Genomic DNA, 24,098 nt, shown 5'->3' with positions numbered 1-24,098 from the left:
AGGGTCAGCCTCTCACGCCTTCGCGCAACGCGCGCAGACCGGGAAGGTCGCCGGCTTCGATGAACTCGAGGCTCGCGCCACCACCCGTGCTCACATGATCGATGCGATCGGCGACACCGAAGTGGAGGACGGCCGACGCGCTGTCGCCGCCACCGATGACGGTGAAGCCGCTGCACTCCGCGACCGCTTCCGCGACCGTGCGCGTGCCCGCCGCGAACGGTGCCATCTCGAACACGCCCATCGGCCCGTTCCACAGCACCGTCGCCGCGCCGTCGACGACGTCGGCGAAGTTCCCCGCGGTCTCCGGGCCGATGTCGAGTCCCTTCCACCCGGGCGGGATGCGGGTCGCGCTCACGTGGCGCGCCTGCGCGTCGGGCGTCATCTCCTGAGCGACGACGACATCCGTCGGCACGATCACGCGCCCGGTCTCGAGCAATTTCTTGCAGTGCTCGACCATCTCGGTCTCCACGAGCGAGTCGCCGACTTCGTAGCCCTGCGCGACGAGGAACGTGAACGCCATCGCGCCGCCGATGAGCAACGTGTCGCACTTCTCGAGCAGCACGTCGATGAAGCCGATCTTGTCGCTGACCTTCACGCCGCCGAGGATCGTCACGAACGGCCGCTTCGGCTCGTGCAACAGACCGCCGAGCACCTCGACCTCGCGCGCGAGCAACCGCCCCGCCGCGCTCGGCATGCGCTCGGGCGGACCGACGATCGACGCGTGCGCGCGGTGCGCGGCACCGAACGCGTCGTCGACGTAGCGCTCCCCCAGTGCCGAGAGCGCGGACGCGAAGTCCGGATCGTTCTTCGTCTCCCCCGCCTCGAACCGCAGGTTCTCGAGCAGCAGGATCTCGCCCGGCTGCAACGCGTTCGCTTCCGCGTTCACGGCGTCGCCGACGACGCCCGACGCGAGCGTCACCGTGCGGTTCAGCTTCTCGTGCAGCCGCTGTGCGACCGGCGCGAGCGAGAGCGTCGGGTCGAAGCCGCCCTTGGGCCGGCCGAGGTGTGAGCACGCGACCACCGCGGCGCCCTGCTCGAGCAGCCACTCGATCGTCGGGAGCGCGGCGACGATGCGGAGCTCGTCGTCGATCTGACCGTTCGCGAGCGGGACGTTGAAGTCGGCGCGCAAGAGCACACGCCGGCCTGCGACCGACGGAAGGTCTTCGAGTTGGGGGATCAAGATCGGATCAGGCGCCGACGAACTTCACGAGGTCGACGAGGCGGTTCGAGTAGCCCCACTCGTTGTCGTACCAGCCGAGCACCTTCACCATCCGACCGCCCATGACCATCGTGTCGACGGACGAGAAGATGCACGACGACGGGTTCTGCACGATGTCGGCGGACACGAGCGGCTCGTCGCTGTACTCGAGCACGCCGCGGTACGACCGGTCGTTCGACGCTTCCGCGAACGCGGCGTTCACCGCTTCGACGTCGACGTCGGTCCCGAGCGTCGCGACGAGGTCGGTGATCGAACCCGTCGGCGTGGGCACCCGCAGCGACATGCCGTCGAGCTTGCCCTTCAGCTCCGGCACGACCTGACCGATCGCGCGCGCCGCGCCCGTGGTGTTCGGGATGATCGACAGCGCGGCGGCGCGCATGCGACGAAGATCGGGCTTGCCCGAGCGCGTCGCGGTCGCCTGATCGACCAGCTGCTGGTCGCTCGTGTACGAGTGGACCGTGTTGATGAGGCCCTGTTCGATCGTGAACTTCTCGTGCAGCACGCGCACCATCGGCGCGAGGCAGTTCGTGGTGCACGACGCGTTCGAGATGACGTGGTGATTGGCGGAGTCGAAGACGCCGTCGTTCACGCCCATGCAGATCATCGCGTCGGCGTCGCCGCTCGGCGCGGAGATGATCACGCGCTTGGCGCCACCCTCGAGGTGACCCGCGGCCGCGTCGCGCGCGGTGAAGAGCCCGGTCGACTCGATGACGACGTCGACCCCTTCGTCGCCCCAGGGGATCGCACCCGGGTCCTTCTCGTTGAGCTTCTTCACGTCGGGCACCCCCGACACCGAGAAGCCGCCGTCGGTGACCTTCACCTCGTTCGCCAGCGTGCGCCCGACCGAGTCGTGCTTCAGCAGGAACGCCATGGTGTTGGCGTCGCCGAACGGGTCGTTCACGGCGACGAGCTCGACGCCGGCGTCGGCGCCTCGGGCGAGGATCGCCCGGTAGAAGGACCGACCGATCCGTCCGAATCCGTTGATGCCCACCTTGACGGCCATCGGCCCTCCTGGTCCACGACTCATGCGCACACCACGACTGTGGCGGCAACGAGCGTAGGACTACAGCAGGTCGCGGAGCGCACCCGCCAGTTGTGACGGCTCGTGCTGCGGAGAGCCCTCGGGCGCGAGGTCGGCACCGACCGGCATCACACCGTGCTCGAAGAGATACGCGTCGTTGACCGCGAGGGGTCCCGAGCGGTCGTAGAGGAACGTGTCGATGCGGATCCGGTGCTCGAGCAGGGCGAGCACGTGGTCGGTGCCGTCGAGCCCCTCGGTCTCGGGGCTCTCGGTGCGGAGGTTCGCCACCTGCACGATTCGGCCCTTCGCCAACGCGAGCGCGAGGCGGATCTCGGGCACCACGAGCACCGCGAGCAAGCTCGTGTAGAGCGAGCCGGGCCCGACGAGGATCTGGTCGGCGTGCGCGATCGCGTCGACCGCGGCCGGGCACGCGGACACGTCGCGCGGCACGAGGTGGAGACCGCGGATTCGGCCCCGCCCCCCGGCCTCGGAGACCGCGACCTGACCCGAGATGACCTCGCCGTCGACGTCGGCCTTGATGACGACCGGGTCGACGGTCGCGGGCAGCACGCGGCCGACCGCGTCGACCAGCCGCCCCGCCTCCTGGAGCGCGGTGGGCAGGTCGCCGAGCGCGTCGATGAGACCGACGAGCAGCAGGTTGCCGAGCGCGTGACCGTCGAGCTCGCCGGAGTGGAAGCGGTGCTCGAGCACCGCGGCCCACGGGCTGCCGTCGCCGGCGAGCGCGACGAGCGACTTGCGGAGATCGCCCGGCGCGGGGACGTCGAAGTCGCGCCGCAACCGTCCGGACGAACCGCCGTCGTCGGCAACGCTCACGATCGCGGTGATCGAACCCGCGTACTGGCGCGCGGCGCGCAACGCGACCGCGAGCCCGTGACCGCCGCCGAGCGCGACGACCGACGGGCCTGCCGGTGGGCCGGCGTGCTCGACGAGCTCGTGCTGCACGTCGATGACGATCTCGGGCCGCGGCTCGATCGGCTGGCTCACCATGACGTCACCCGCGTCCCACGTCGCGGTGATGGACCTTCGCCGGGTAGCCACGCGCCGCGAGGAGCCGCGCGAGCTGGTCGGCGAGGACGACGCTGCGGTGCCGGCCGCCGGTGCAGCCGACGCCGATCGACAGGTACGACTTGCGCTCCTGCTCGAACGCGGGGAGCAACAGCGCGAACAGGCGGTCGAGCTCCTCGAGGAAGCGACCGGTCGCGGGCTGCGCGAGCACGTAGTCGCGGACGTCTTCGTCGAGGCCCGTCAGCGGGCGCAGCGACTCGATCCAGTGCGGGTTCGGCAGGAAGCGGCAGTCGAACACGAGGTCGACGTCGAGCGGCAGCCCGTGCTTGTAGCCGAACGACACGATGCTCGTCTGCAGGCGGATCGCTTCCGGGTCGTCGGCGAAGCTGGGACGCAGGCGTTCCGCGAGCTCGTGCACGTTCACGTTCGTGGTGTCGACGAGGATGTCGGCCTCGCCGCGCAGCTCTTCGAGCAACGCGCGCTCGTGCGCGATGCCGTCGCTCACACGGTCGGAGTCCGAGAGCGGATGGCGACGGCGGCTCGCCTCGTAGCGGCGCACGAGCACTTCGTCGGACGCGTCGAGGAAGAGGATGCGCACGCGCGCGCCCATCGCGACGAGCTCGGCGCGCGCGTCGAGCAGCTCGGCGAGGAAGTCGCCGGAGCGCACGTCGACGACGAGCCCGTAGCGCGTCGGACGGTCGCGATCGCGCGCCAGCTCCGCGACCTTCGAGATGAGTGCGGGCGGCATGTTGTCGATGACGAAGAAGCCGATGTCCTCGAGGACGTGCGCGGCCTCCGAACGACCGGCACCGGACATGCCGGTGATGATCGTCACGTCGAGCGGGGAGACGCTGTCCATCAGGTTCCCATCGTCAGCTCGGCGCCCCGTTCTGAGCCGGGACGGCCGGTTCGGGCGCCTTGAGGCGCGGCGGCGCCACCAGGCCGTGGAGATGGGCGTAGGTCGCGCGCCCGACGGTGTCGGGCAGCCACGGAAGGTCGACCAGCTGCTCCTCGGCGAGCTCCCGCAGCTTCTTGATCGACCCGAACTCCTTGAGGAGCCGCTTGCGCCGGTTCTCGCCGAGCCCGGGCACGCCCTCGAGCGCGGAGCGGGTCATGCGCTTGCCTCGTAGCTGCCGGTGGTACGTGATGGCGAAGCGGTGCGCCTCGTCGCGCACCTGCTGGAGCAGATAGAGCGCCTCCGAGTCGCGCGGGATGCGCAACGGCTCCGGGCGACCGGGCTGGTACACCTCCTCGAACTTCTTCGCGAGGCTCGCGACGCAGATGTCCTCGAGGCCGAGCTCTTCGAGCACGCGCGACGCGACACCGAGCTGACCCTTGCCGCCGTCGATCAGCAACAGGTTCGGTGGATAGGAGAACCGCTTGCCCGCCTGCGCGCCTTCGTCGCGCTCGCGCAGGTAGTTGCGGAAGCGGCGCGTGAGCACCTCTTCCATCGCCGCGAAGTCGTCTTGTCCGTCGAGGGTCTTGATCTTGAAGCGGCGGTAGTCCGATCGCTTGGGCAGTCCGTCCTCCATCACCACCATCGACGCGACGATCTCCACTCCTTGCGTGTGTGAGATGTCGAAGCACTCGATGCGCAAGGGTGCCTCGGGCAGCTCGAGCGCGTCCTGGAGCGCGACGAGCGCGCGGGCACGCGCGTTGTGGTCGGAGGCCCGTCGCAGCTTGTGGCGCGCGAACGCTTCCTTCGCATTGAGGGTCGCGGTCGCAAGGAGCTCGCGCTTCGCGCCGCGCTGCGGCACACGGATGCCGACCTTCGACTCGCGCGCGAACGTCAGGAACTCCTCGTACAACGCGAGCTCTTCGGGTTCGACGGGGACCAGGATCTCCTTCGGGATGTCGGTCTGCGGCGCGTCGGCGTAGAGCTGCTCGATGACCCGCGCGACGAGGGCCGGCGTCTGCACGTCCTCGACCTTGTCGACGATGATCCCCTTGCGGCCGACGACCCTCCCCCGCCGGACGTAGAAGACCTGGACCGACGCCTCGAGCTCGTCCTCCGCGATCCCGAGCAGGTCGTAGTCCTCCTCGCGGGCGCCGACCATCTGCTGGCGCTCGATCGCCTTGCGTACCGACGTGAGCTGGTCGCGAACTCGTGCGGCCCGTTCGAACTCCAGCTCGTCGGCCGCGGTCCGCATCTGCGACTCGAGCCGCGCGACCACGGCGTCGGACTCACCGTCGAGGAAGTCGAGCAGCTCCTGCACGAGTTGCTTGTAGTCGTCTGCGCTGATGTCGCCGACGCACGGTGCCGAGCACTTCTCGATGTGCGCGTAGAGGCAGGGCCGGCCGAGCTTGTGGTGGCGGTCGAACTTGTTGTTCGTGCACGTGCGGATCGGGAAGGTGCGGAGCAGCAGGTCGAGCGTCTCCCGGATCGCGTACGCGTGCGCGTACGGACCGAAGTAGCGGACGCCCTTGCGCTTGCGACCGCGCATCACCATCGCCCGCGGCCAGTCCTCGTCGAGCGTGACCGCCATGAACGGATACGACTTGTCGTCCTTCAGCCGGATGTTGAAGCGGGGCCGGTGCCGCTTGATGAGGTTGAACTCGAGGAAGAGGGCCTCGACCTCGTTGCGCACCTCGATCCACTCGACGTGGTCGGCGGCGCGGACCATCTGGCGCGTGCGCTCGGGGAGCGAGGCCGGGGGGCCGAAGTAGTTCGACAGCCGCGAGCGCAGGCTCTTGGCCTTGCCGACGTAGATGACGCGGCCCTGCTCGTCGAAGAACTGGTACGACCCCGGCGCGTCAGGAATCGATCCCGCCTCGGGCCTCGTGAACATGGGCCCATTTTCGCGCCTGGGTCGGACGCCGACGGTCGCCTCGGCCCTCCCGTGGTACTGCGTTATCGGCATATCGCCTTGGAACGCAGTACCACGGGAGGAGGGATAGAGTCACTCGTACGTCGGGTCCCGGTTTCCGGCGCATAGAACACGGCTCTGCGGCCGACAACCCCGTGGTGTGGCGACCGGGCTGCCACCCACCGGCCGATGCAGAGTCACTCCCTAGGGAGGCTCATCATGCGACTGCAGATCCCGCTGCCGGACGACTACACCCTCGCGGCCCCCGACGAGCTCGAATCGCGCATCCGCGCCGCGAAGGAATCGCTCGGCGAGCGGCTCCTGATCCTCGGCCATCACTACCAGCGGGACGAGGTCATCCGCTGGGCCGACGCGACGGGCGACTCGTTCAAGCTCGCCCGCTTCGCCGCCGACTCCGCCGCCACCGACATCGTGTTCTGCGGTGTGCACTTCATGGCGGAGTCCGCCGACGTGCTGACCGGCGACCACCAGCGCGTGGTGCTCCCCGACCTCAACGCCGGTTGCTCGATGGCCGACATGGCCGACATCGACCAGGTCGAGGAGGCGTGGGACGAGATCGGCCACGTCGTCGACGTCGACCGCGTGATCCCGATCACGTACATGAACTCCTCCGCCGCGTTGAAGGCGTTCGTCGGCCGCCACGGTGGCGCGGTGTGCACGTCGTCGAATGCGCGCGCGGTGCTCGAATGGGCGCTGGCGCGCGGCGACCGGGTCCTCTTCGTGCCCGACCAGCACCTCGGGCGCAACACCGGCTTCGCCATGGGATACCGCGCGACCGACATGCGCGTGTGGAACCCGCGTGAGGAGCTCGGCGGGCTCGAGGAGCGCGACGTCAAGGAAGCGACGCTGCTCCTCTGGAAGGGCCACTGCTCCGTGCACCAGCGGTTCCGTCCCGAGCACATCGTCGCGGCCCGCGCCGAGCATCCCGACGTCGAGGTGATCGTGCACCCGGAGACCTCGCACGAGGTCGTCGAGCTCGCCGATCGCGTCGGATCGACCGAGCGGATCCTCGAGTGGGTCGGCGCCGCGCCCGCCGGTGCCGTGCTCGCGATCGCGACCGAGGTGCACATGGTGCAACGGCTCGCGAAGGAGCACCCCGACAAGACGATCTTCACGCTCGACCCGCTCGTGTGCCCGTGCTCGACGATGTTCCGGATCGACGAACCGCACCTGCTCTGGGTGCTCGATCACCTCGCGCGGGACGAGGTCGTGAACCAGATCGTCGTCGACGCGGACACGACCGAATGGGCACGCGTCGCGCTCGAACGGATGCTCTCGATCACGTAGCGCGGCAATAGGCCGAAAGGCCTACATACACCGTTCGGCCGACCGATGAGTGCAGGATGGACGGCATGAACTTCTCGGGCGCCACGATCCTGCTCACCGGCGGAACCGGCTCTTTCGGTCAGGTCTTCACCCGCCGCTTGCTGGCCGAATGGCCGGACGCCGTGGTGCGCGTCTACTCGCGCGACGAGCTCAAGCAGCTCGAGATGCGCGAGCGCGTCGGCGACGAGCAGGTGCGCTACCTGATCGGTGACGTGCGCGACCGTGATCGCTTGTACCGCGCCGCGCAGGGCGTCGACTTCATCGTGCACGCCGCGGCGATGAAACAGGTCCCCGCCTGCGAGTACAACCCGTTCGAAGCGGTGCAGACGAACGTGCTCGGCGCGCAGAACGTCGTCGACGTGGCGATCGACGCCGGTGTGAAGCGCGTCGTCGCGCTCTCCACCGACAAGGCCGTCAACCCCGTGAACCTGTACGGCGCGACGAAGCTGTGCGCCGAGAAGATCGTCGTGCAGGGCAACGCCTACGCCGCCCGCACCACGACCCGTCTGGCCTGCGTCCGCTACGGCAACGTCGTCGGCTCGCGCGGCTCGGTCGTGCCCTTGTTCCGTCGCCAGATCGAGCGCGACGGCCGGCTCACCATCACCGACGAGCGCATGACCCGCTTCTGGATCTCGCTCGACCAGGCGGTCGACCTCGTGATGCACGCGTTCGACCACGCGCGCGGCGGTGAGGTCTTCGTGCCGAAGATCCCGTCGATGCGCGTCGTCGACCTCGCCGAGGCGATGGCCCCCGGTCTCCCGCGCGACGTGATCGGCATCCGTCCCGGCGAGAAGCTGCACGAGCTGCTCCTCACCTCGGACGAGAGCCGCCACGCCGTCGACATCGGCGACCTCTACGTCGTCCTGCCCGAGCACCCCTGGTGGGACCACGACGTGGCCTACCGCGACGGCAAGCCCCTCGCCGACGAGTTCGTCTACTCGAGCGGCACGAACGACGAGTGGCTGGGCGTCGAGGAGCTCGCGGCGCTCCTGCAGTGATCCCGTACGGGCACCAGTCGATCGACGACGACGATGTCGCGGCGGTCGTCGAGGTGCTCCGCAGCGAGTGGCTCACCCAGGGACCGAAGGTCGCCGAGTTCGAGGAGCACCTGGCGGAGACCGTCGGCGCCCGCCACGCGGTCGCGTTCTCGAGCGGCACCGCCGCGCTGCACGGCGCGTGCGTCGCGGCGGGCATCGGCCCGGGTGATCACGTGGTGACGTCTCCCCTGACGTTCGCGGCGAGCGCGAACTGCGCGCGCTACGTCGGCGCGTCGGTCGGATTCCTCGACATCGATCCCGACACGCTGAACCTCGATCCCACACGCGTGCCGGCGTGCGACGCGCTCGTGGCCGTTCACTACGCGGGGCTGCCCGTGGACCTCGCCGCGCTCCCCGAACGGCCGCGGGTCGTGATCGAGGACGCCGCGCACGCGCTCGGTGCGACGACACCCGACGGGCCGGTCGGTAACTGCGCGCGCTCGGATCTCTGCTGCTTCTCGTTCCATCCGGTGAAGACCATCACCACGGGCGAAGGGGGCGCGGTCACGACGAACGACGCCGCGCTCGCCGAGCGACTGCGGACGTTTCGTCATCACGGCATCCGGCCCACGCCCACTGCGGGCGCGTGGGCGTACGACATCGACACACCGGGCTACAACTTCCGGCTCACCGACATCCAGGCCGCGCTCGGCACATCGCAGCTCCGCAAGCTCGGCGCGTTCGTCGCGCGCCGCAACGAGCTCGCGGCGCGGTACCGCTCGCAGCTGCGCGACCTTCCGGTCGAGCTGCCACCGGGCGCGCCCGAAGGTTCGCGGCACGCGTACCACCTCTTTCCGGTGCGCGTCGCCGAGCGGCGGCGCGTGTTCGACGGGCTGCGCGCGGCAGGCATCGGCGTGCAGGTCCACTACGTGCCGATCTATCGCTTCCACGCGTACTGCGACGATCCCGCGCGCTACCCGAGCACCGAGTCGGCCGCCGCGCAGCTGATCTCGCTGCCGATGTACTCGGGGCTCACCGACGCGCAACAGGACCGCGTCGTCGACACGCTGGCGGGGTTGCTGTGAATCGCTTCGAGCAGTCGGACAGATGGTGGGGCCGCTCGCAGCGTGTCATCCCGCTCGGGACGCAGACCTTCTCGAAGAGCCCGACCCAGTTCGTACAGGGCGCGAGCCCGATCTATCTGGCGCGCGGACGCGGCGCGCGCGTCTGGGACGTCGACGGCAACGAGTACCTCGACTACCCCATGGCGCTCGGCCCGGTGATCCTCGGCTACGCGGAGCCCATGGTCGACGACGCGATCGTTGCGCAGCTGCACGACGGCATCACGTTCACCCTCATGCACCCGCTCGAGGTCGAGGTCGCGGAGCGGATCGTCGCGATGTGTCCCGGCGTCGAAGCCGTGCGCTTCGCGAAGAGCGGCAGCGACGCGGTGTCGGGCGCGGTGCGTGCGGCCCGCGCGCTCACCGGTCGCGACGCGGTGCTCGCCGGTGGCTACCACGGCTGGCACGACTGGTACATCGGCACGACGACGCGCGCCGCGGGCGTGCCCGGCGCGGTTCGCGAGCTCACGCACGCGTTCCCGTTCGGCGACCTCGACGCGCTCGCCGCCGCATTCGACGCATTCGGCGCGCCCGTCGCCGCGGTCGTCATCGAGCCGGCCGGCGCGACGGTGCCCGAGCCCGGCTACCTCCAGGGTGTCGTCGACCTCGCGCACGAGCGCGGCGCGCTCGCGATCTTCGACGAGGTGATCACCGGCTTCCGCCTCGCGCCCGGCGGCGCGCGCGAGCGCTACGGCGTCCTGCCCGACTTCTCCTGTTACGGCAAGGCCCTCGGCAACGGCATGCCCGTCGCCGCGGTGGCCGGCGCGTGGAGCACGATGGCCGTGTTCGAAGAGATCTTCTTCTCGGGTACGCACGGCGGCGAAGCACTCTCGCTCGCGGCCGCCCGCGCCGTGCTCGACACCGTCGCCGACGGCACGGTGCTCCGGGCGATCGAGGCGCGCGGCCGGCGCTTGCTCGACGGCTTCGAGAAGGCGGTCGCGGCACGCGGCGTCGGCGACCTCGTGACGGTCGGCGGCGAACCGCAGCGCACGGTCGTCGGTTTCCCGAGCGATGACGCGCTGGTCGTGCGGTCGTGGGTGCAGCAGCGCTTCGCGCAGGCGAAAATCCTCTTCAACGGTTCGATGTTCATCTGCGCGCGCCACACCGACGCCGACATCGACGACACGATCGCCGTGTTCGACGACGCCCTCGCGGTCGTGGCGAGCGGTGAGGACCTGCGCAGCCGGCTCGTCGGCGACCCGGTCGAGCCCGTCTTCCGGAAGCCGTGAGCGACGCGCCGCGCGTCCTCGTCGCGGGCGCGGGATCGATCGGCCGGCGGCACTGCGCGAACCTGCGCGCGGCAGGCGCCGTCGTCACGGTGCTCGACCCGGACGCGGCGCGCGTCGACGCAACCGTTGCTGCGGTTGGTGCAATCCGTGGTGAGTGCAGTGCCCAGATCCCCGGCGGCTACGACGGCGTGGTGATCGCGAGCCCGACGGTGCTGCACGCCGAGCAGGCGGCCGCCGCGGTCGCGACCGGCGCGCGGGTGCTCGTGGAGAAGCCCCTCGCGTGCGCAGCCGCCGACGTGCCGGTTCCGGTGGCCGACGGCGCGGTCGCGGTCGGGTACAACCTCCGCTTCGTCGCGCCCCTCCAGCGACTGATCGGCGGCGTGCAGCGGGGCGACATCGGCGACATCGCTTCCGTCCGCGTGTGGTTCGGCAGCTGGCTCCCCGGCTGGCGCGCCGGCGACTACCGCGCCAGCTACTCCGCGCAGCGCGCACTCGGCGGCGGCGTGCTGCTCGATGCGATCCACGAGCTCGACGAGCTGGTGTGGTTGTTCGGCGACGGCGAGCTCACCGTCGCCGGCGCCCTCGTGCAGCGGCTCGGAGATCTCGACATCGACGTCGAGGACTCCGTGCACGCGCTGCTGCAGCACGCGAGCGGCGTTCCCGTTCACGTCGCCCTCGACTACCTGAGCCGCGACTACCGACGCGGCATCGAGGTGGTCGGCACCCGCGGCACGATCCGCTACGACTGGGCATCCGAGCGACTGGAGCTCGAAGCCCTCGACCGCGACCGGCTCGACGAGACGGTCGCGCCCGATGTCGACGAGGCGTACCGGCGCGAGGCCCGCGCCTTCCTCGGATGGATCGACGGAGGCCCGACCCTCCCCGTTCCCGCGCCGGTCGGGATGGAATCGCTCCGGCTGGCCGACGCGATCCGCGCCCACGGCACGCGATGAGCGCACTCGTCGTCGTACAGGCGCGGATGGGCTCGACGCGCTTTCCCGGGAAGGTGCTGGAGCCGCTCGCGGGACGGCCGCTGCTCGGCTTCATGCTCGAGCGCCTCGCGCCGTTCGACGGCGGCCCGGTCGTCGTGGCGACGAGCGATGATGCTCGCGACGACCGGATCGCCGCGCTCGCGCGCGACTGCGGCGTCGACGTCGTGCGCGGCTCCGAGTCCGACGTGCTGAGTCGCTTCGTCGACGCGCTCGACGCGTTCGATTCGTTCGACCACGACACCGTGGTCCGCCTCACCGCCGACTGCCCGCTCGCGGATCCGCTCGTCGTCGGCGACGCGCTCGCCCTGCACGCGCGCACCGGCGCCGCGTACACGTCGAACACGCTGCTCCGGACGTTCCCCGACGGTCTCGACGTCGAGGTGATCACCGCCTCGGCGCTCCGCGAGGCGGCCGCGCATGCGGACGGCGCCGACGAGCGGGAGCACGTGACGCCCTACCTCCAACGCCGGCCCGATCGGTATCCGATCGCCCAGCTCGACTCGGGATCCGACGACGGCGCGCGACGCTGGACGATCGACGAGCCCGCCGATCTCGCGGCCGTGCGCACCCTCGTGAGCGGGGCCGCCGATCCGGTGCGCGTGCCGTGGCGCGACCTCGTCGACCCTTCGCCGGCGCCGGGCGGCGGCACTCTCGTGCCGGCCCGCGCCACCGACGACCTCCCCGCCGCACCCGATTCGGTGCGCGACGCCGCCCGCGAATGGTTCGGCGGCGGCGGGCAACCGTTCGCACGCGTCTACACCGACCGCGCGGGTGCGTGGATCGCGCTCGAGGTCCACGACGGGCGCGCGCTCGCGACACTCCACCCGGAGTCGGAGCGGGAACGGCTGCTCGACGAAGTGCGCGCCGTGATCGCCGCCGACCGTCAGATCGTCGAGCTCAGTCGAGCAAGTCCCAGCTGATCGGGGTGCCGCGCGCGATCGCGACGCGCGCCCGGCGACCGATCACCGCCGGCAGCTCTTTCGGCGCGAGCCCGCCCGCGGGACGGATCGACCGCACCGCGTCGGCGGCGATCGTCTCCGAAGCGGCAATGTCGCGCACCGCGTACAGGGACCGCCGGAACGGCTCACTCGCGTGCTCCGACGGCGACGGGCCGTAGCGCACGTCGCCGAGCGCGGCCTCGGCTTCGCGCACCGATGCAACGAGCGCTCGCAGCTCGGCCGGCTCCAACGAGAACGCGGCATCGGGGCCGCCGTCGGCGCGGGCCGTGGTGACGTGCTTCTCGAGCATCACCGCGCCCAGCCCCACCGAGGCGATCGCGGCGGTCATGCCGAGCGTGTGGTCACTCAAGCCGACGGGCACGTCCCAGCGCTCGATCATGTCGGGGATCGTGCGCAGATCCATCTCGCCCGGCTGCGCGGGATAGCCGCTGTTGCAGCGCAGCAGCACGATCCCGCCCGCGCCGGCGTCGCGCGCGGTGCGCACTGCGTCGTCGATCTCGTCGACCGAGGCCATGCCGGTCGACATCACGACCGGTCGCCCCCGGCGCGCGATCGCGGCGACGAGCGCGAGGTCGACGAGCTCGAACGACGCGACCTTGTACGCCGGCGGGTCGAAGCCTTCGAGGAGCTCGATCGCGGCGTCGTCGAACGGCGTCGAGAAGCACGCGATCCCCGCGTCGCGCGCGGCGGCGAAGATCGCGTCGTGCCATTCCCACGGCGTCTGCGCTTCCGCGTACAGGTCCCACAGACGCCGGCCTTCCCACAGCGATCCCGCGCCCACCCGGAACGGCGGCGCGTCGGAGTCGATGGTGAGGCTCTCGGGTCGGTAGGTCTGGATCTTCACCGCGTCGACGCCCGCGTCGGCGACCGCGGCAACCAGCTCGAGCGCGCGGTCGAGCCGTCCGCCGTGGTTCGCCGACAGCTCGGCCACGATGTAGACGGGGTGACCGGCGCCGACCTCGCGCCCGCCGATGCGCACGCTCGCACTCGTCATGCGTCGTCCTCTGCGAAGAACACCGCAGACTCGTGCGGGCCCACGCGCTCGGTCTGCCGAACGAAGCCGGCATCCACGAACGCGCGTTGCGAGCGCTCGTTCTCGGCGCGGATGTAGGCGACGATCGGCGCTCGGGGCAGTTCCTTCCGCGCCCGCGCGACACCGGCGGCGATCAACGGCGCCGCAAATCCGCGGCTCCGCTGGTCGGCCGCGACGCTGACGCCGATCACGAGCTCGGCGCCGTCGCGCGCGAACCGAACCTGCCCCACCGGCGCACCCTCGGCGGTCGCCGCGATGAACATGCGCGCGTCCGGGTTCGCGCGCTGTGCGGCGAACCAGCGCTCGTGGTCGGCCCACGCGATCTCATCCGTCTCGAACGACATCGCGCGCGTCTCGGGATCGTTCGCCCACTCCCACACCAGCCGCGCGTCATCGGGTCGCGCGGGCTCGAGCCGCAACGCGGCGGCGCGCAGCGCGACGGCCAGGCGTCCCGCACCGCGCCCGTCGACGAGCGCGCGACCGCGGCACGCGAGCCGGCGACCGGCGTCGTGGTCGTTCGCGAGAGCGACCGCGGCCGCCACCGCGTCCTCCGGAGCGACGGCTTCGAGCCGGCCCAGTGGCCGGACGGCACCGGCGGCGTCGAGCCCCGCAGCGAGGCCGGCCTGGTTGTCGGCGATCACGACGACGAGGGTCGGCACCCCGAGCCGGCAGAGGTCGAGCGTCGTCGATCCGCCGGCGGTGATCGCGACCTCGGTGGCACGCGTCTCGATGGCGAGGTCGTCGTAGCGCGGGTCGGTGAGACCGGGTGCGCCGACGACGAAGCCCGCGGCGCGCAGACCGTCGGCCACCGCGACGAACCAGGCGCGCACACGCGTCGGCGGCTCGCCCCCCGCGAGGAGCGTGAAGCGGCGTCGGGAAGACCCGGAAGCGCCGGAAGCGCCGGAAGCGCCGGAAGAACCGGAAGCCGAAGTGGACGCGGCATCCGGGCGCGCGCGGCGGAGCGCCGCGTACCGCGGACCGAGGAGCAACTCGGCACCCGGTGCGTGCGCGGCGTACGTCGTCGCGGTGAGACCGGGTGTCGGGTCTGTGAGGAGGTCGACGTCGTGCGCACCGGTCTCGTTGCCGTCGTCGAACGCGAGGGTCGCGGCCGCGAGCGGGCGCAGCGCGCGTTCGACGGGCGTGCCGTAGTCGTAGCCGTCGACGACGAGGCCGCTGATCGGCCCCTCGAGCGCGACGTGCTCGACGGCGCGGATCACCGCCGCGCGTCCGTCGGCTTCGACGTGCGCGATGGATTCCCGTTCGAGCAACTCCGCGAGTGGCGCTGCGAGCGCTCCGGTTACGAAGACGGCGCGGCCGGAGCGGTCGTTCCATGCCTGCGCGAGCGCGAGCCCGCGCATGAAGTGGCCGGCACCGACCCCGCCCACCTGCGGCGCGACGACGAGCAGCGGGCGGCCGTCGCGCGACCCGGCGACGCCCGTCGTCACGGTCCGAAATCGCCTTCGCGAAGGATGCCGTCGCACACCCGGTCGAGATCGGCGTGCGCTCCGGGCGCGAGATCGGCGGCGGTCGCGGTGATTCGCGCGAGACCGAGGACGTGCTCCTCGACACCGGGAGTGCCCACCGGGTTCCGGAAGAAGAAGAAGTACGCGTAGCGGCGCGCCATCTCGACGTCGGGGCGGTACGACTCGGGCGCGTCGAGCAGCGCCGTGACGACGTCGCGGTACTCCGCGGGCGACGCGGCGTCGAGCGTGAAGCCCTGATCGCGGTAGTGCGTCTCGCCGGCGACGACGACGGGCGTGCCCGCGACGGCGAGCTCGAGACCGGTCGTCGACGTGTAGACGAGACCGATGTCGCTCTGCTCCATCAACGAGTAGGAGCTGCGGTCGTCCTCCGGTCCGAGGATGGTGACGTTCGGCGGGAGCCGGTCGAAGCGCGACGCGAGGAACGGCGCGACGGGCTCGCGCGTCGTCTTGCCGGGCAGTCGCAGCTCGGCCGGATGCACGCGGATCACGAGCTCGTCGTCGGGACGCTCGGCGAACAGCTCCACCGTGGCCGCGATCCAGTCGCGCATCGACGCGAACGCGCGCTCCCGACCGATCACCGCGGAATCCCACGTGAGGTTCGTGAACAACGTCGCGAGCCGGCCCGACCCGCGGCGTTCCACGCCGACGAACTGCGGGTCCTTCCAGAAGCGGTCGATCGTCTTGCGACCATGGCGGCGGTCACCGAGGTACTCGTCGAGCTGCGCGTCCTCGGCGGCGGTGAGCGGCACGTCGCGCCAACGACTCCACACGTCCGAGAAGTCGAGGAGGCATGCGGGCTCACCGCGGCGGAAGATCAACGTCTCCTTGATGAACCCGCGCTCGTACGTCACGAAGTCGATCCCGCGCTGCTTGCACAGCGCGAGCGCGATCGCCTCGAATAGGAAGAGTCCGTTGCACGCGACCACGACGTCGGGTTCGTGCCGGTCGAACGCGGCGCGCATCCCGTCGGCGATCACACGCGCCGAACGCAGGAATCGCCGATACGTGAGCGCGGCGATCGGATCGTGCTCGATGTCGCTCCGCATGAGGAACCACTTCACGGGGATCTCGACGAGCCGGCCGAGCGGAAGCCCGTCGAGCTCCACGCCCGGCAGCGCGTCGAGACCGAGTGCGTCGAGCTCGGGCCACGCGGTCTCGGGTGGCTGATCCCACAACGCGTCGTGCGGGAGACCGTGCGCGGTGAGACTCGTGCGCACGTAGTGCCGGCAACTGCGGCACGGCATCGGCGGCGCTTCCCACGTGTTCGCGCGGTCGCAGATCTCGAGATCGCCGCCGCAGGTGACGTAGCGCACGTCGGCGCCGCGCAAGCGCAGCGCCTGCCCGAACATCGCTTCCCACTGCACGTGAGCGGCCCAGTCGCGCGGCGTCACGAACAGCACGCGGCCCGCCGACACGGGCGGGACGCGATCACGCAGTGCGGACACGAGGCGGCGCGCCTCGACGTGCTCCGGCGCCATCGCGACCCAGCGCAGACCCCAGTGCACGCCCTTGGTGGCGATCTCGCCGAGCCGATCGGAGCTCGGTCGCGGGCTCACGGGCGGGCTCCCGCGCGCGGGCGCATCGCGCGGCCGATCGACGACGTCACCGGCCTCAATGTACCGGCGCGCCCCTTCCACGAGGGTGAACCTCCGGCGCGCGCGCCGGTAGTAGCTTCGCCGCCGAGCACGGAGGAATCCGGTTGCCCGCAGACGAACGGCCGTATCGGCGCCGCGTCCTTCTCAACACCGCGTCGACGTCGGCCGCGACCGTCTGGTCGATGGTCGTCATGCTCGTGTGGGTGCCGCTGCTGCTGCACGGCCTCGGCGCATCGGCGTTCGGGGTGTGGGCACTGCTGCAGGCGTTCTCGGCGACGAACGGGTGGTTGTCGGTCGCCGAGCTCGGTATCGGTACCTCGATCACGACCTTCGTCGCCGAGCGAGCGGCGCGCGACGAGCACGACGAGGCGGCGGCGGTCGGACGCGCGGGCACGGTCGTCCTGCTCGTGATCGGAGTGATCTGTGCGATCGCCATGGTCGCCTTCGGACTCACCGCGTTCGCCGGTGCGTTCCACGTGCCGCACTCGCTGCGTGACGATCTGCGCGTCGCGATCCCCTTCTTCGCGGTACAGATCGTTCCCGACCTCTTGCTCAAGGGATCGACGTCCGAGCTCGAGGGCCATCAGCGCGTCGATCTCTCGCGTGTCGTCGACGGCGCGCGCCGCACGCTGGTCGCGGCCACGACGAGCGTGGTCGCGCTCGCGGGCGGCGGCCTCGCGGGAGTCGCGATCGCCAGCCTCGTCGCGACCGCGGTCGCCGCGATGTTCGGCGCCGCGCTCGCGCACCGCGTCGGCGGCCGCGCGACGGCGCGCGGCTGGACCCGCCAGCTCCGACCGGTGGCCGCCTACTCCTGGCGCGTTGCGCTCGTCGACGCGCAGGGTGTGCTGCACCGGTCGATGGACCGCGTCATCGTCGGCGCGGCAATCGGGCCGGAGGCGGTCGCGCTGGTGGAGATCGCGACCCAGGTGCAGAACGCCGCGAACGCGGTGTTGGCGGCCGCGTCGTACGCGGTGATCTCGAGCAGCGCGTGGCTCCGCAGCCGCGGCGACCACGCGAGCCTGCGGGAGCTGCTCGAACGCGGCACCCGTTACTCGCTGCTCGTCACCTGGCCGTTCGCGGTCGGGATCGCGGTGCTCGCGGGCCCGCTGATCCACGTCTGGGTGGGCGGGCGTTATCACGACGCCGCCGGCCTCGTCGCCGTCGCGCTGGTGCCGCTCGTCGCCGCGCCCTTCGCAGTCGGGTCGAACATGCTGCGCGGCACCGGGCGCATCTCGCGGGTCCTGTGGCCCGCGGTCGCGGCGACGACCGTGAACCTGGTCGCGAGCATCGTGCTCGTGAACCGGTACGGCATCGTGGGCGTGTTCGTCGGCACCATCATCGGCACGGCGGTGCTCGTGCCCAGCCTCGGGCGCGCGGTGCTCGACGAGTACGGCGTGACCGTGCGCGAGTTCCTCGGCCAAGCGGTGGTGCCTGCGCTCGTCCCGAACCTGATCCTGTTCGCGGTCGCGCTCGCGACGACCGCGCTCCTGCGTGGGGCCGTGGTCACGATCGCGGTGACCGCAGTCGTCGGCGCGCTCGTGTACGCGCTCGCGACGTTGCGCATCGGTCTGCGGCACGGCGAAGCGCGCGAGCTCGTCGGCGTCGTACGCCGTCAACCGGCTTGACGAGCGCGTCCGACGCAGCCGGCGACGAGACCGCCGGCGTACGACCAGTGATCAACGGCGATCGCGAGCCACGCTCGGTGGGGCGCGACGCCGGGCTCCCCGCCCACACGAACGGCGACGACCGCAGCCGCGATCGCGTGCGCGACCGGGACCGTGAACCACCGACGCCGACCCGTGACCACGGCCGCGGTGGTCGTGGCGACCAGCGCGGCTCCCATGGCCGAGCGCGTCGAGATGCGCCGCGCCGACGCATCATCGCGGCCGCGATCCGCGCCGGCGCGCGCGAGGTCCATGACCGTCGACGGAACCAATGACCACGCACCGATCGCGTGATCGGTCACGCGCGGGCTCACAGCCCCGTAGCTGACGCGCCACACACGCGCCTGCGTGACGGTCGTCGCGGTGCCGAACCCCGTGTCGACCACTGCCGCCACCGCGCGACCGAAGCTCGTCGACCCGACCGGCCGCCGATCGGCTCCGACCGTCGACGCGCCCGCGTCGAGGGCGGCGATGCCGCGGCGCACGAAGTCGGGCTCGTAGCGCTCGCGCGCATCGGCGACGAAGACGATGTCGCCGTCGGCGACGGCCACACCGGCGCCGACCGCCGCGTCGATCCAGCGTGACCGGTTGTCGACGACCCGCACACCGCGTCGCGCGTTCGCCAGCTCCCGGCTGCCGTCGGACGAGCCGCGGTCGACGACGACGATCTCGACCGCACCGTCGTGATCCTGCAGTGCCAGCGAGTCGAGGCAGTCGGTCAGATCCGCGCGATCGTTGCGCGTCGGCAGGACGACGGTGACCGTCGCGCTCATGCCCGACGTCCGTCGCGAGCGCGTGCTCCCGACGCGCCCACGAGGAAGCCGACGCCCCACGCGACGTGCATCGTCGGGAGCGAAACCGCGAAGCCCGGCGCGGCCCGCGGATCGCGAGCCGCCTCCATCGCGGTGCGAGCCAGGATGCCGGCGCCGTACACCGCGAGCACCTTCTTCCGCCACGGCGACAACAGTGCGAGCACGAGCAGCGGCGGCACCATCTGCCGCGGTCGCAGGGTCTCGGGGTAATGGCGCACCGTGAGCGCGCGTGAGTGGCCGTATCGGTAGAACTGCCGCGCCAGCGCGCGCACGCTGCGGCGCGGCGTGTAGTGCGAGCGGATCGCGGGATCGAACCAGACCCCACCCATGCGGCCGAGGCGGATCGCGAGCTCCGCGTCCTCGTTCACGCCGACGTCTTCCGCGTAGCCGCCGAGCCCGCGCGCCAGCGCGGTCGGGAACGCGCCGAGGTACACGGTGTCGACCCAACCCGCGGGACCGCCGGTATGGAACCGTGCCGGGCCCGCGCCGAGTCGCGACGTCATCGCCCGCGCGATGCCGTGCGGCACGGCGCCGTCGGCTTCGGGGCTCATGCCACCGCCGACGATCGCGGCGCCGCTCACGTTGAGCGCGTCGACACACCGCTCGACGTAGTCGGCTTCGAGCACGCAGTGCCCGTCGACGCGCACGAACAGCTCACCGCGCGCCTCTCGCAACGCGATGTTCAACGCCGGCGCCTGCGCGCGGTTCGGGTTGTCGAACACGCGCACCGCGAGACCTTCGTATCCGCGCGCGATCTCGCACGTCCGGTCGGTCGAGCCGCCGTCGACGACGATCACTTCCATCACGAACCGATAGGTCTGCGCACGGATCGAGTCGAGCGTCGCCGCGAGATGCTCGGCCTCGTCGAGCACGGGGATCGCGACCGTGACCGTCGGGCGCAGATTCAGATCGGACACGAACTCGTCTGCGGAGGTGCTCATCAACGTCCTTCCGACCCGAGGACACTACGCAACGTCCGCGCGAGAACACGCGCGTCGAATCTCAGGCTCTGGTGTCCGAGGTAATAGAACTCGTATTGCAACTTCTCGAGCGCGTCGCGCTCGCTGCCCGCGTAGCCGTACTTCACCTGCGCCCAGCCGGTGAGCCCCGGCCGCACGAGATGGCGCAGCCCGTAGTACGGCAACTTCGATGAGAGCTCGCTCACGTAGTGCGGCTGCTCGGGACGCGGACCGACGACCGCGAGATCACCGCGCACGATGTTCCACGCCTGCGGCAACTCGTCGAGATGGGTGCGCCGCAGCAGCCGGCCGAAGCGCGTGATGCGCGGGTCGTTCTCCGTCGTCCACTCGTCGGGCACCGTGCCGTCGTGCGGTCGCATCGTGCGGAACTTCGTGATGGGGAACGCGCGTCCGTGGCGACCGACGCGCGTCTGCCGGTAGAACAGCGGCCCGCGGTTTGCGACGCGGTTGCCGACGAGCACGAACGGCGCGACGAGCACGAGCGCGACGACACCGGCCGCGCCGATCACCATGTCGATCAAGCGCTTGCCCCGCCCGTAACGGGTCTCGTGCACTTCGGCGATGTCGAACATGAGCGAGAGCCGCTCGAGCTCCGAGATCGGCAGCTTGCCGAGCCACTCGTCGTAGAAGGCGGTGAGCGAGCGGACCCGCACGCCCGCTTCGTGCAGCGTCGACGCCTGCGCGACCACGAGGGCGTCGTCCTGCGCCTCGCGCGCGAGCACGAGCACGGTCGCGTCGCAGTCGATCACGGTGTCGACGAGCGGCTCCTCGCCGGCGCGCGCGGGTCGGGCCGCGTGCGGTTCGATGCTCGCGACCATCGCCGCGGGGTGCTCGGGCCGGAGCGCGAGGTCGTCGAGCAGCGTCGCGGAGTCCGACTGCGTGCCGACGAAGACAATGCGATCGCGCTCCCCCGCGCGCGTTTCGGTGTCGCGGTCGACATGGCTCACGAGCGCCGACCACGGAACGAGCACCGCGGCCGCGCCGAAGACCGTGAAGCGGGGCAGCAGCGCGGAGCCGATCACGAGCTGGCAGAGCGAGAAGACAGCCGCCGCGCTCCCGGTGGCGGTGGCCGCGGTCACGATCGTGTTGCGGCCGCGCGCGAGGTCGGGCAATCCGGCGCCGTACGTGGCGAGGCCGAGCAGCACCGCGTACGCGATCGCCCACGAGAAGCGGCTCGACCCGGTGAAGTCGTACTGGTGCGCGAGCGCGTGGAGCTTGCTCAGCCCGAAGACCGCTCCGAGGATGCCCGCGTACTGGAGCGCGGGGGCGACGCGGCGCACGTCTCTCTATCGGCAGGATGGGCCGTTCGGCACAGGCCGAAGCCGGTCCGAGCCGCCGACTTCACCCGAGATCGCCGCGATGGCCCGAGAGATCGCCGGGATCAGGACGTCCGCACGAACTGGCGGATCAGCAGGTGCTCGCTGAAGAACGTGAAGTGGCGGTGCGACACCTCTCGGTAGCCGTCGAGGTGGGTCTTCCAGCCGGGCAGGACGATCACCGCCACGCTGCGCGCGTGCGATTCGCGCGCGACTGTCGCGGCCTTGCGGACGTCGGCGGAGTAGACCGCGGTGAGCCAGTGCCGCTGCTCGGTGTACTGGGCACCCGCCTCGCGGAACGCGTGCGGGTAGCGCGAGATCACGAGGTCGTCCGGCAGGTGGGCGATCGTGTCGGCGACGACCGCGCCCTGGTGGGTGCGGATGCCGACGTACCGCACGCCCGCGACGGTGACGACGACACAGAGGCCGAGCACGACCAGCCGCGACCAGCGCGGAATCGACTCGGTACCGACGATCCCGATCACCGCGAGCAGGAACCCCGACAACAGGATGTAGCGACCGCCCCACTGCGGTGCCGCGCCCCCCGTGTACTGGAACAGCCACACGAGTGGCAGCGAGGCGACCGCGATGACCCAGAGCAACCGGCGCGGCCGGTCCCGCCACGCGAGCACGAAGCCGAACGCGGCGACGGGCAGTGCGGGCACGAGGCCCGACATGAACGCGAGCCCGGCGTGCAACCGGACGAGCATGAGGATCGCCGCGGCGCCGATGAGCTCGGCGCGCTGACGCGTCGTACCCCTTCCGGTCGCGAGCAGCCAGGCCGCGCCGACGAGCGCGAGGAAGAAACAGCCCCCGGCGAGCCCCTCGATGGCGAGCGACGCGTAGTTCATGCCCAAGGCGGTGCGCAGCGCTTCACCGGCGCGCGTCACGAAGTCGGATCCCGCGGCGCCGGCCGTGCCCGCGGCGCGCGACTCGCGCAGCGACCCTCCGAGCACCGCGCGCTCCAGGCGATCGTTCGCGACCCACAACAGGCCGACACCGACGAACGCGGACGCGCCGATTCGCGCCGCGAGCCACGGCGTGCGCTCGCGCACGGCGACCGCGACGCAGACGACGGCGGTGGCGACCGCGCCGTACAGCAGCGCTTCGGTCCGCATCGACGCGGCCGCACCGAACAGCGCACCGGCCACGAGCGCGCCCTTCCACCCGGCGCGGCGCGACCAGGTGTCGTAGAGGAGCACGACGCCCCACGCCATCAGCGCGAGCCCGAGCGTGTGCTCCCACAGATCGAGCGCGTAGACGAACGCGGGTGACGCGAGCCCGACGATCCAGAACACGGTCATCGGATGTTGTGCACCGAGCCGGCGCGCGAGCGCCAGCGCGGCGAGCGCGACCGCGACCGCCCCGATCATCGGGAGCACGAGCGCGAGCCGGTACCCGCCGATCGCCCACAGCGGGCGCGCGACGAGGATCATCGGGAGCGTCGTCACGTCGACGAAGTGATGACCGACGGGGATGGTGTCGTAGAGCGGGTGCAGCGCGGCGTGCGGGTCCCAGCGCGCGGCCCAGTAGCCGACGTCGGGCACCCAGCTGTGGCGGCGCTGCATCGCCTCGAGCGTCGCGACCTTGGCGCCGGTGTCGGTGCCGAGGAAGCCGCGCGGGTCGTCGAACGTGGAGCACGTGAGATAGACGAGGAAGAGGACGACCGTCGCGACCGGCGGCCGCGTCAACCACGAGCGAAGGCGCGCGGCGACCGGCGCGGAGTGCGCGCGGATGCGAGCGTCGTCGGGCGCGTCGGAGCGCGCCGGCAGGACGCCGGTCGCGGCGTTCATCGCGCTACCCGGTGCGCTCGGCGACGAGCACGAGCAGGCGCGGGATCGACGCGGCCTCTGCGTACTCGTCCGCGCGCGCCAGGAATCCCGGTGGCGGCGCGGGCTCGTCCATACGGGTGAGCGCCAGGCCGGATTCGATCATCGTGTTCACATATCGGCCGAGCGGGCGATGGACGAAGGGAAGCACGACGCCGGGCTCGAGTTCCTCGAGGCTCACGTCGTCGTCGAGATAGCGGCCGACCCGCCAGTACTGCTCGTCGAGCACCTGGTCGTCGATCCAGCCCGAGTTCGGGGTCTGCAACAGAGGGTGGTTGAGGCACCACACGAACCGGCCACCGGGTCGCAGCACCCGGGCGACCTCGCGCAGGGGCGGCACGTGATCGGGCAGGTGCTCGAACACGAGGCAGGCGACGACCGCGTCGACGCTGCCGGTCGCGATCGGCAACCCCTCGGCCCGGCCCCGCGCCAAGTGGACGCCACCGCCTCGAGCCTGCGCGACGCGCAGTTGCGCGACCGTCGGGTCGACCCCGATCACCGACCCCGCGCCCGCGCGCACGAGGCGGCGCGCGATCTGGCCTTCACCGGTGCCGACGTCGAGCACGCGGCCGTAGCCGCGCAGGTAGCCCTCGACGATCGGGAGGATCTGCTCCTCGTACTCCGCGTCGGCGCCCTCGGTGAAGCCGTCCTGCCACCACTGCGCGTGGACCTCCCACGGATCGGGAG

The 24,098-nt window shown here is 71.4% G+C and carries 20 protein-coding genes; 7 read left to right on the top strand and 13 right to left on the bottom strand.

From position 1 onward, the window contains the following. Positions 1–4: 4 nt before the first annotated feature. The 5 genes from VH914_18035 to uvrC are packed head-to-tail and all read right to left on the bottom strand — an operon-like array spanning position 5 to position 6,055. Positions 5–1,180, bottom strand: a complete 1,176-nt coding sequence (locus tag VH914_18035) for a phosphoglycerate kinase (GenBank protein ID HEX4493110.1) — start codon at positions 1,178–1,180, stop codon at positions 5–7. A 7-nt stretch (positions 1,181–1,187) separates the two neighbouring features. After that, complete coding sequence (gene gap, locus VH914_18030; protein ID HEX4493109.1) at positions 1,188–2,222, bottom strand: type I glyceraldehyde-3-phosphate dehydrogenase; 1,035 nt, start codon at positions 2,220–2,222, stop codon at positions 1,188–1,190. A 60-nt stretch (positions 2,223–2,282) separates the two neighbouring features. Further along, a complete protein-coding gene (locus VH914_18025; protein ID HEX4493108.1) occupies positions 2,283–3,248 on the bottom strand; it encodes a gluconeogenesis factor YvcK family protein in 966 nt (321 codons plus the stop codon). 4 nt (positions 3,249–3,252) lie between these two features. Further along, a complete protein-coding gene (gene rapZ / locus VH914_18020; GenBank protein ID HEX4493107.1) occupies positions 3,253–4,125 on the bottom strand; it encodes an RNase adapter RapZ in 873 nt (290 codons plus the stop codon). 13 nt (positions 4,126–4,138) lie between these two features. Then, positions 4,139–6,055: an excinuclease ABC subunit UvrC gene (gene uvrC, locus VH914_18015; protein HEX4493106.1), complete on the bottom strand. Its 1,917-nt coding sequence runs from the start codon at positions 6,053–6,055 to the stop codon at positions 4,139–4,141. A 237-nt stretch (positions 6,056–6,292) separates the two neighbouring features. On the opposite strand from uvrC, the gene nadA reads away from it, so the two are divergent. From nadA to VH914_17985, 6 genes are all read left to right on the top strand, one after another. After that, positions 6,293–7,381, top strand: coding sequence for a quinolinate synthase NadA (gene nadA / locus VH914_18010; protein HEX4493105.1), 1,089 nt, complete (start codon positions 6,293–6,295; stop codon positions 7,379–7,381). A 65-nt stretch (positions 7,382–7,446) separates the two neighbouring features. After that, positions 7,447–8,418, top strand: a complete 972-nt coding sequence (pseB, locus tag VH914_18005) for a UDP-N-acetylglucosamine 4,6-dehydratase (inverting) (GenBank protein ID HEX4493104.1) — start codon at positions 7,447–7,449, stop codon at positions 8,416–8,418. Continuing rightward, positions 8,415–9,482, top strand: coding sequence for a UDP-4-amino-4,6-dideoxy-N-acetyl-beta-L-altrosamine transaminase (gene pseC / locus VH914_18000; GenBank protein ID HEX4493103.1), 1,068 nt, complete (start codon positions 8,415–8,417; stop codon positions 9,480–9,482). The genes pseB and pseC overlap by 4 nt, the downstream gene beginning before the upstream one ends. Beyond that, positions 9,479–10,747: an aminotransferase class III-fold pyridoxal phosphate-dependent enzyme gene (locus tag VH914_17995; protein ID HEX4493102.1), complete on the top strand. Its 1,269-nt coding sequence runs from the start codon at positions 9,479–9,481 to the stop codon at positions 10,745–10,747. The genes pseC and VH914_17995 overlap by 4 nt, the downstream gene beginning before the upstream one ends. Continuing rightward, positions 10,744–11,700: a Gfo/Idh/MocA family oxidoreductase gene (locus VH914_17990; protein ID HEX4493101.1), complete on the top strand. Its 957-nt coding sequence runs from the start codon at positions 10,744–10,746 to the stop codon at positions 11,698–11,700. Before VH914_17995 ends, VH914_17990 begins: the two co-directional genes overlap by 4 nt. After that, positions 11,697–12,659, top strand: a complete 963-nt coding sequence (locus VH914_17985) for a glycosyltransferase family protein (GenBank protein HEX4493100.1) — start codon at positions 11,697–11,699, stop codon at positions 12,657–12,659. The genes VH914_17990 and VH914_17985 overlap by 4 nt, the downstream gene beginning before the upstream one ends. Here VH914_17985 and pseI read toward each other — a convergent pair. Genes pseI through VH914_17970 form a run of 3 tightly spaced genes read right to left on the bottom strand, consistent with a single transcriptional unit; the run spans position 12,637 to position 16,771 of the window. Then, on the bottom strand, positions 12,637–13,692 hold the full coding sequence (gene pseI / locus VH914_17980; GenBank protein HEX4493099.1) for a pseudaminic acid synthase: 1,056 nt from the start codon (positions 13,690–13,692) through the stop codon (positions 12,637–12,639). The two genes, VH914_17985 and pseI, sit on opposite strands and share 23 nt — an antisense overlap. After that, complete coding sequence (locus VH914_17975) at positions 13,689–15,176, bottom strand: bifunctional UDP-2,4-diacetamido-2,4,6-trideoxy-beta-L-altropyranose hydrolase/GNAT family N-acetyltransferase (GenBank protein ID HEX4493098.1); 1,488 nt, start codon at positions 15,174–15,176, stop codon at positions 13,689–13,691. The genes pseI and VH914_17975 overlap by 4 nt, the downstream gene beginning before the upstream one ends. Further along, complete coding sequence (locus VH914_17970; protein HEX4493097.1) at positions 15,173–16,771, bottom strand: hypothetical protein; 1,599 nt, start codon at positions 16,769–16,771, stop codon at positions 15,173–15,175. The genes VH914_17975 and VH914_17970 overlap by 4 nt, the downstream gene beginning before the upstream one ends. Before the next feature lie 143 nt (positions 16,772–16,914). On the opposite strand from VH914_17970, the gene VH914_17965 reads away from it, so the two are divergent. Beyond that, complete coding sequence (locus tag VH914_17965; protein ID HEX4493096.1) at positions 16,915–18,435, top strand: oligosaccharide flippase family protein; 1,521 nt, start codon at positions 16,915–16,917, stop codon at positions 18,433–18,435. On the opposite strand, the gene VH914_17960 is transcribed toward VH914_17965, so the two are convergent. The 5 genes from VH914_17960 to VH914_17940 form a co-directional block, all read right to left on the bottom strand. Next, complete coding sequence (locus tag VH914_17960) at positions 18,423–19,247, bottom strand: glycosyltransferase (protein ID HEX4493095.1); 825 nt, start codon at positions 19,245–19,247, stop codon at positions 18,423–18,425. The two genes, VH914_17965 and VH914_17960, sit on opposite strands and share 13 nt — an antisense overlap. Beyond that, the gene (locus tag VH914_17955; protein ID HEX4493094.1) at positions 19,244–20,227 is read right to left on the bottom strand and encodes a glycosyltransferase family 2 protein; all 984 of its coding nucleotides are present in this window, start codon (positions 20,225–20,227) and stop codon (positions 19,244–19,246) included. The genes VH914_17960 and VH914_17955 overlap by 4 nt, the downstream gene beginning before the upstream one ends. Next, positions 20,227–21,546 carry a sugar transferase gene (locus tag VH914_17950; protein ID HEX4493093.1) on the bottom strand — a complete coding sequence of 440 codons (1,320 nt, stop codon included), beginning with the start codon at positions 21,544–21,546 and terminating at the stop codon, positions 20,227–20,229. The genes VH914_17955 and VH914_17950 overlap by 1 nt, the downstream gene beginning before the upstream one ends. A gap of 101 nt (positions 21,547–21,647) precedes the next feature. Further along, positions 21,648–23,375 (bottom strand): hypothetical protein, encoded by a 1,728-nt coding sequence (locus tag VH914_17945; protein HEX4493092.1) that lies wholly within the window; start codon positions 23,373–23,375, stop codon positions 21,648–21,650. Positions 23,376–23,379: 4 nt separating this feature from the next. Then, positions 23,380–24,098 (bottom strand): class I SAM-dependent methyltransferase (locus VH914_17940; GenBank protein ID HEX4493091.1); only part of this gene is annotated, 719 nt, incomplete at its 5' end.

Source organism: Acidimicrobiia bacterium (genome assembly GCA_036271555.1).
Classification (GTDB): Bacteria; Actinomycetota; Acidimicrobiia; order IMCC26256; family PALSA-610; genus DATBAK01.
Note: the sequence above shows the minus strand (reverse complement) of the source record. Positions and strands in the feature narration are given on the sequence as shown.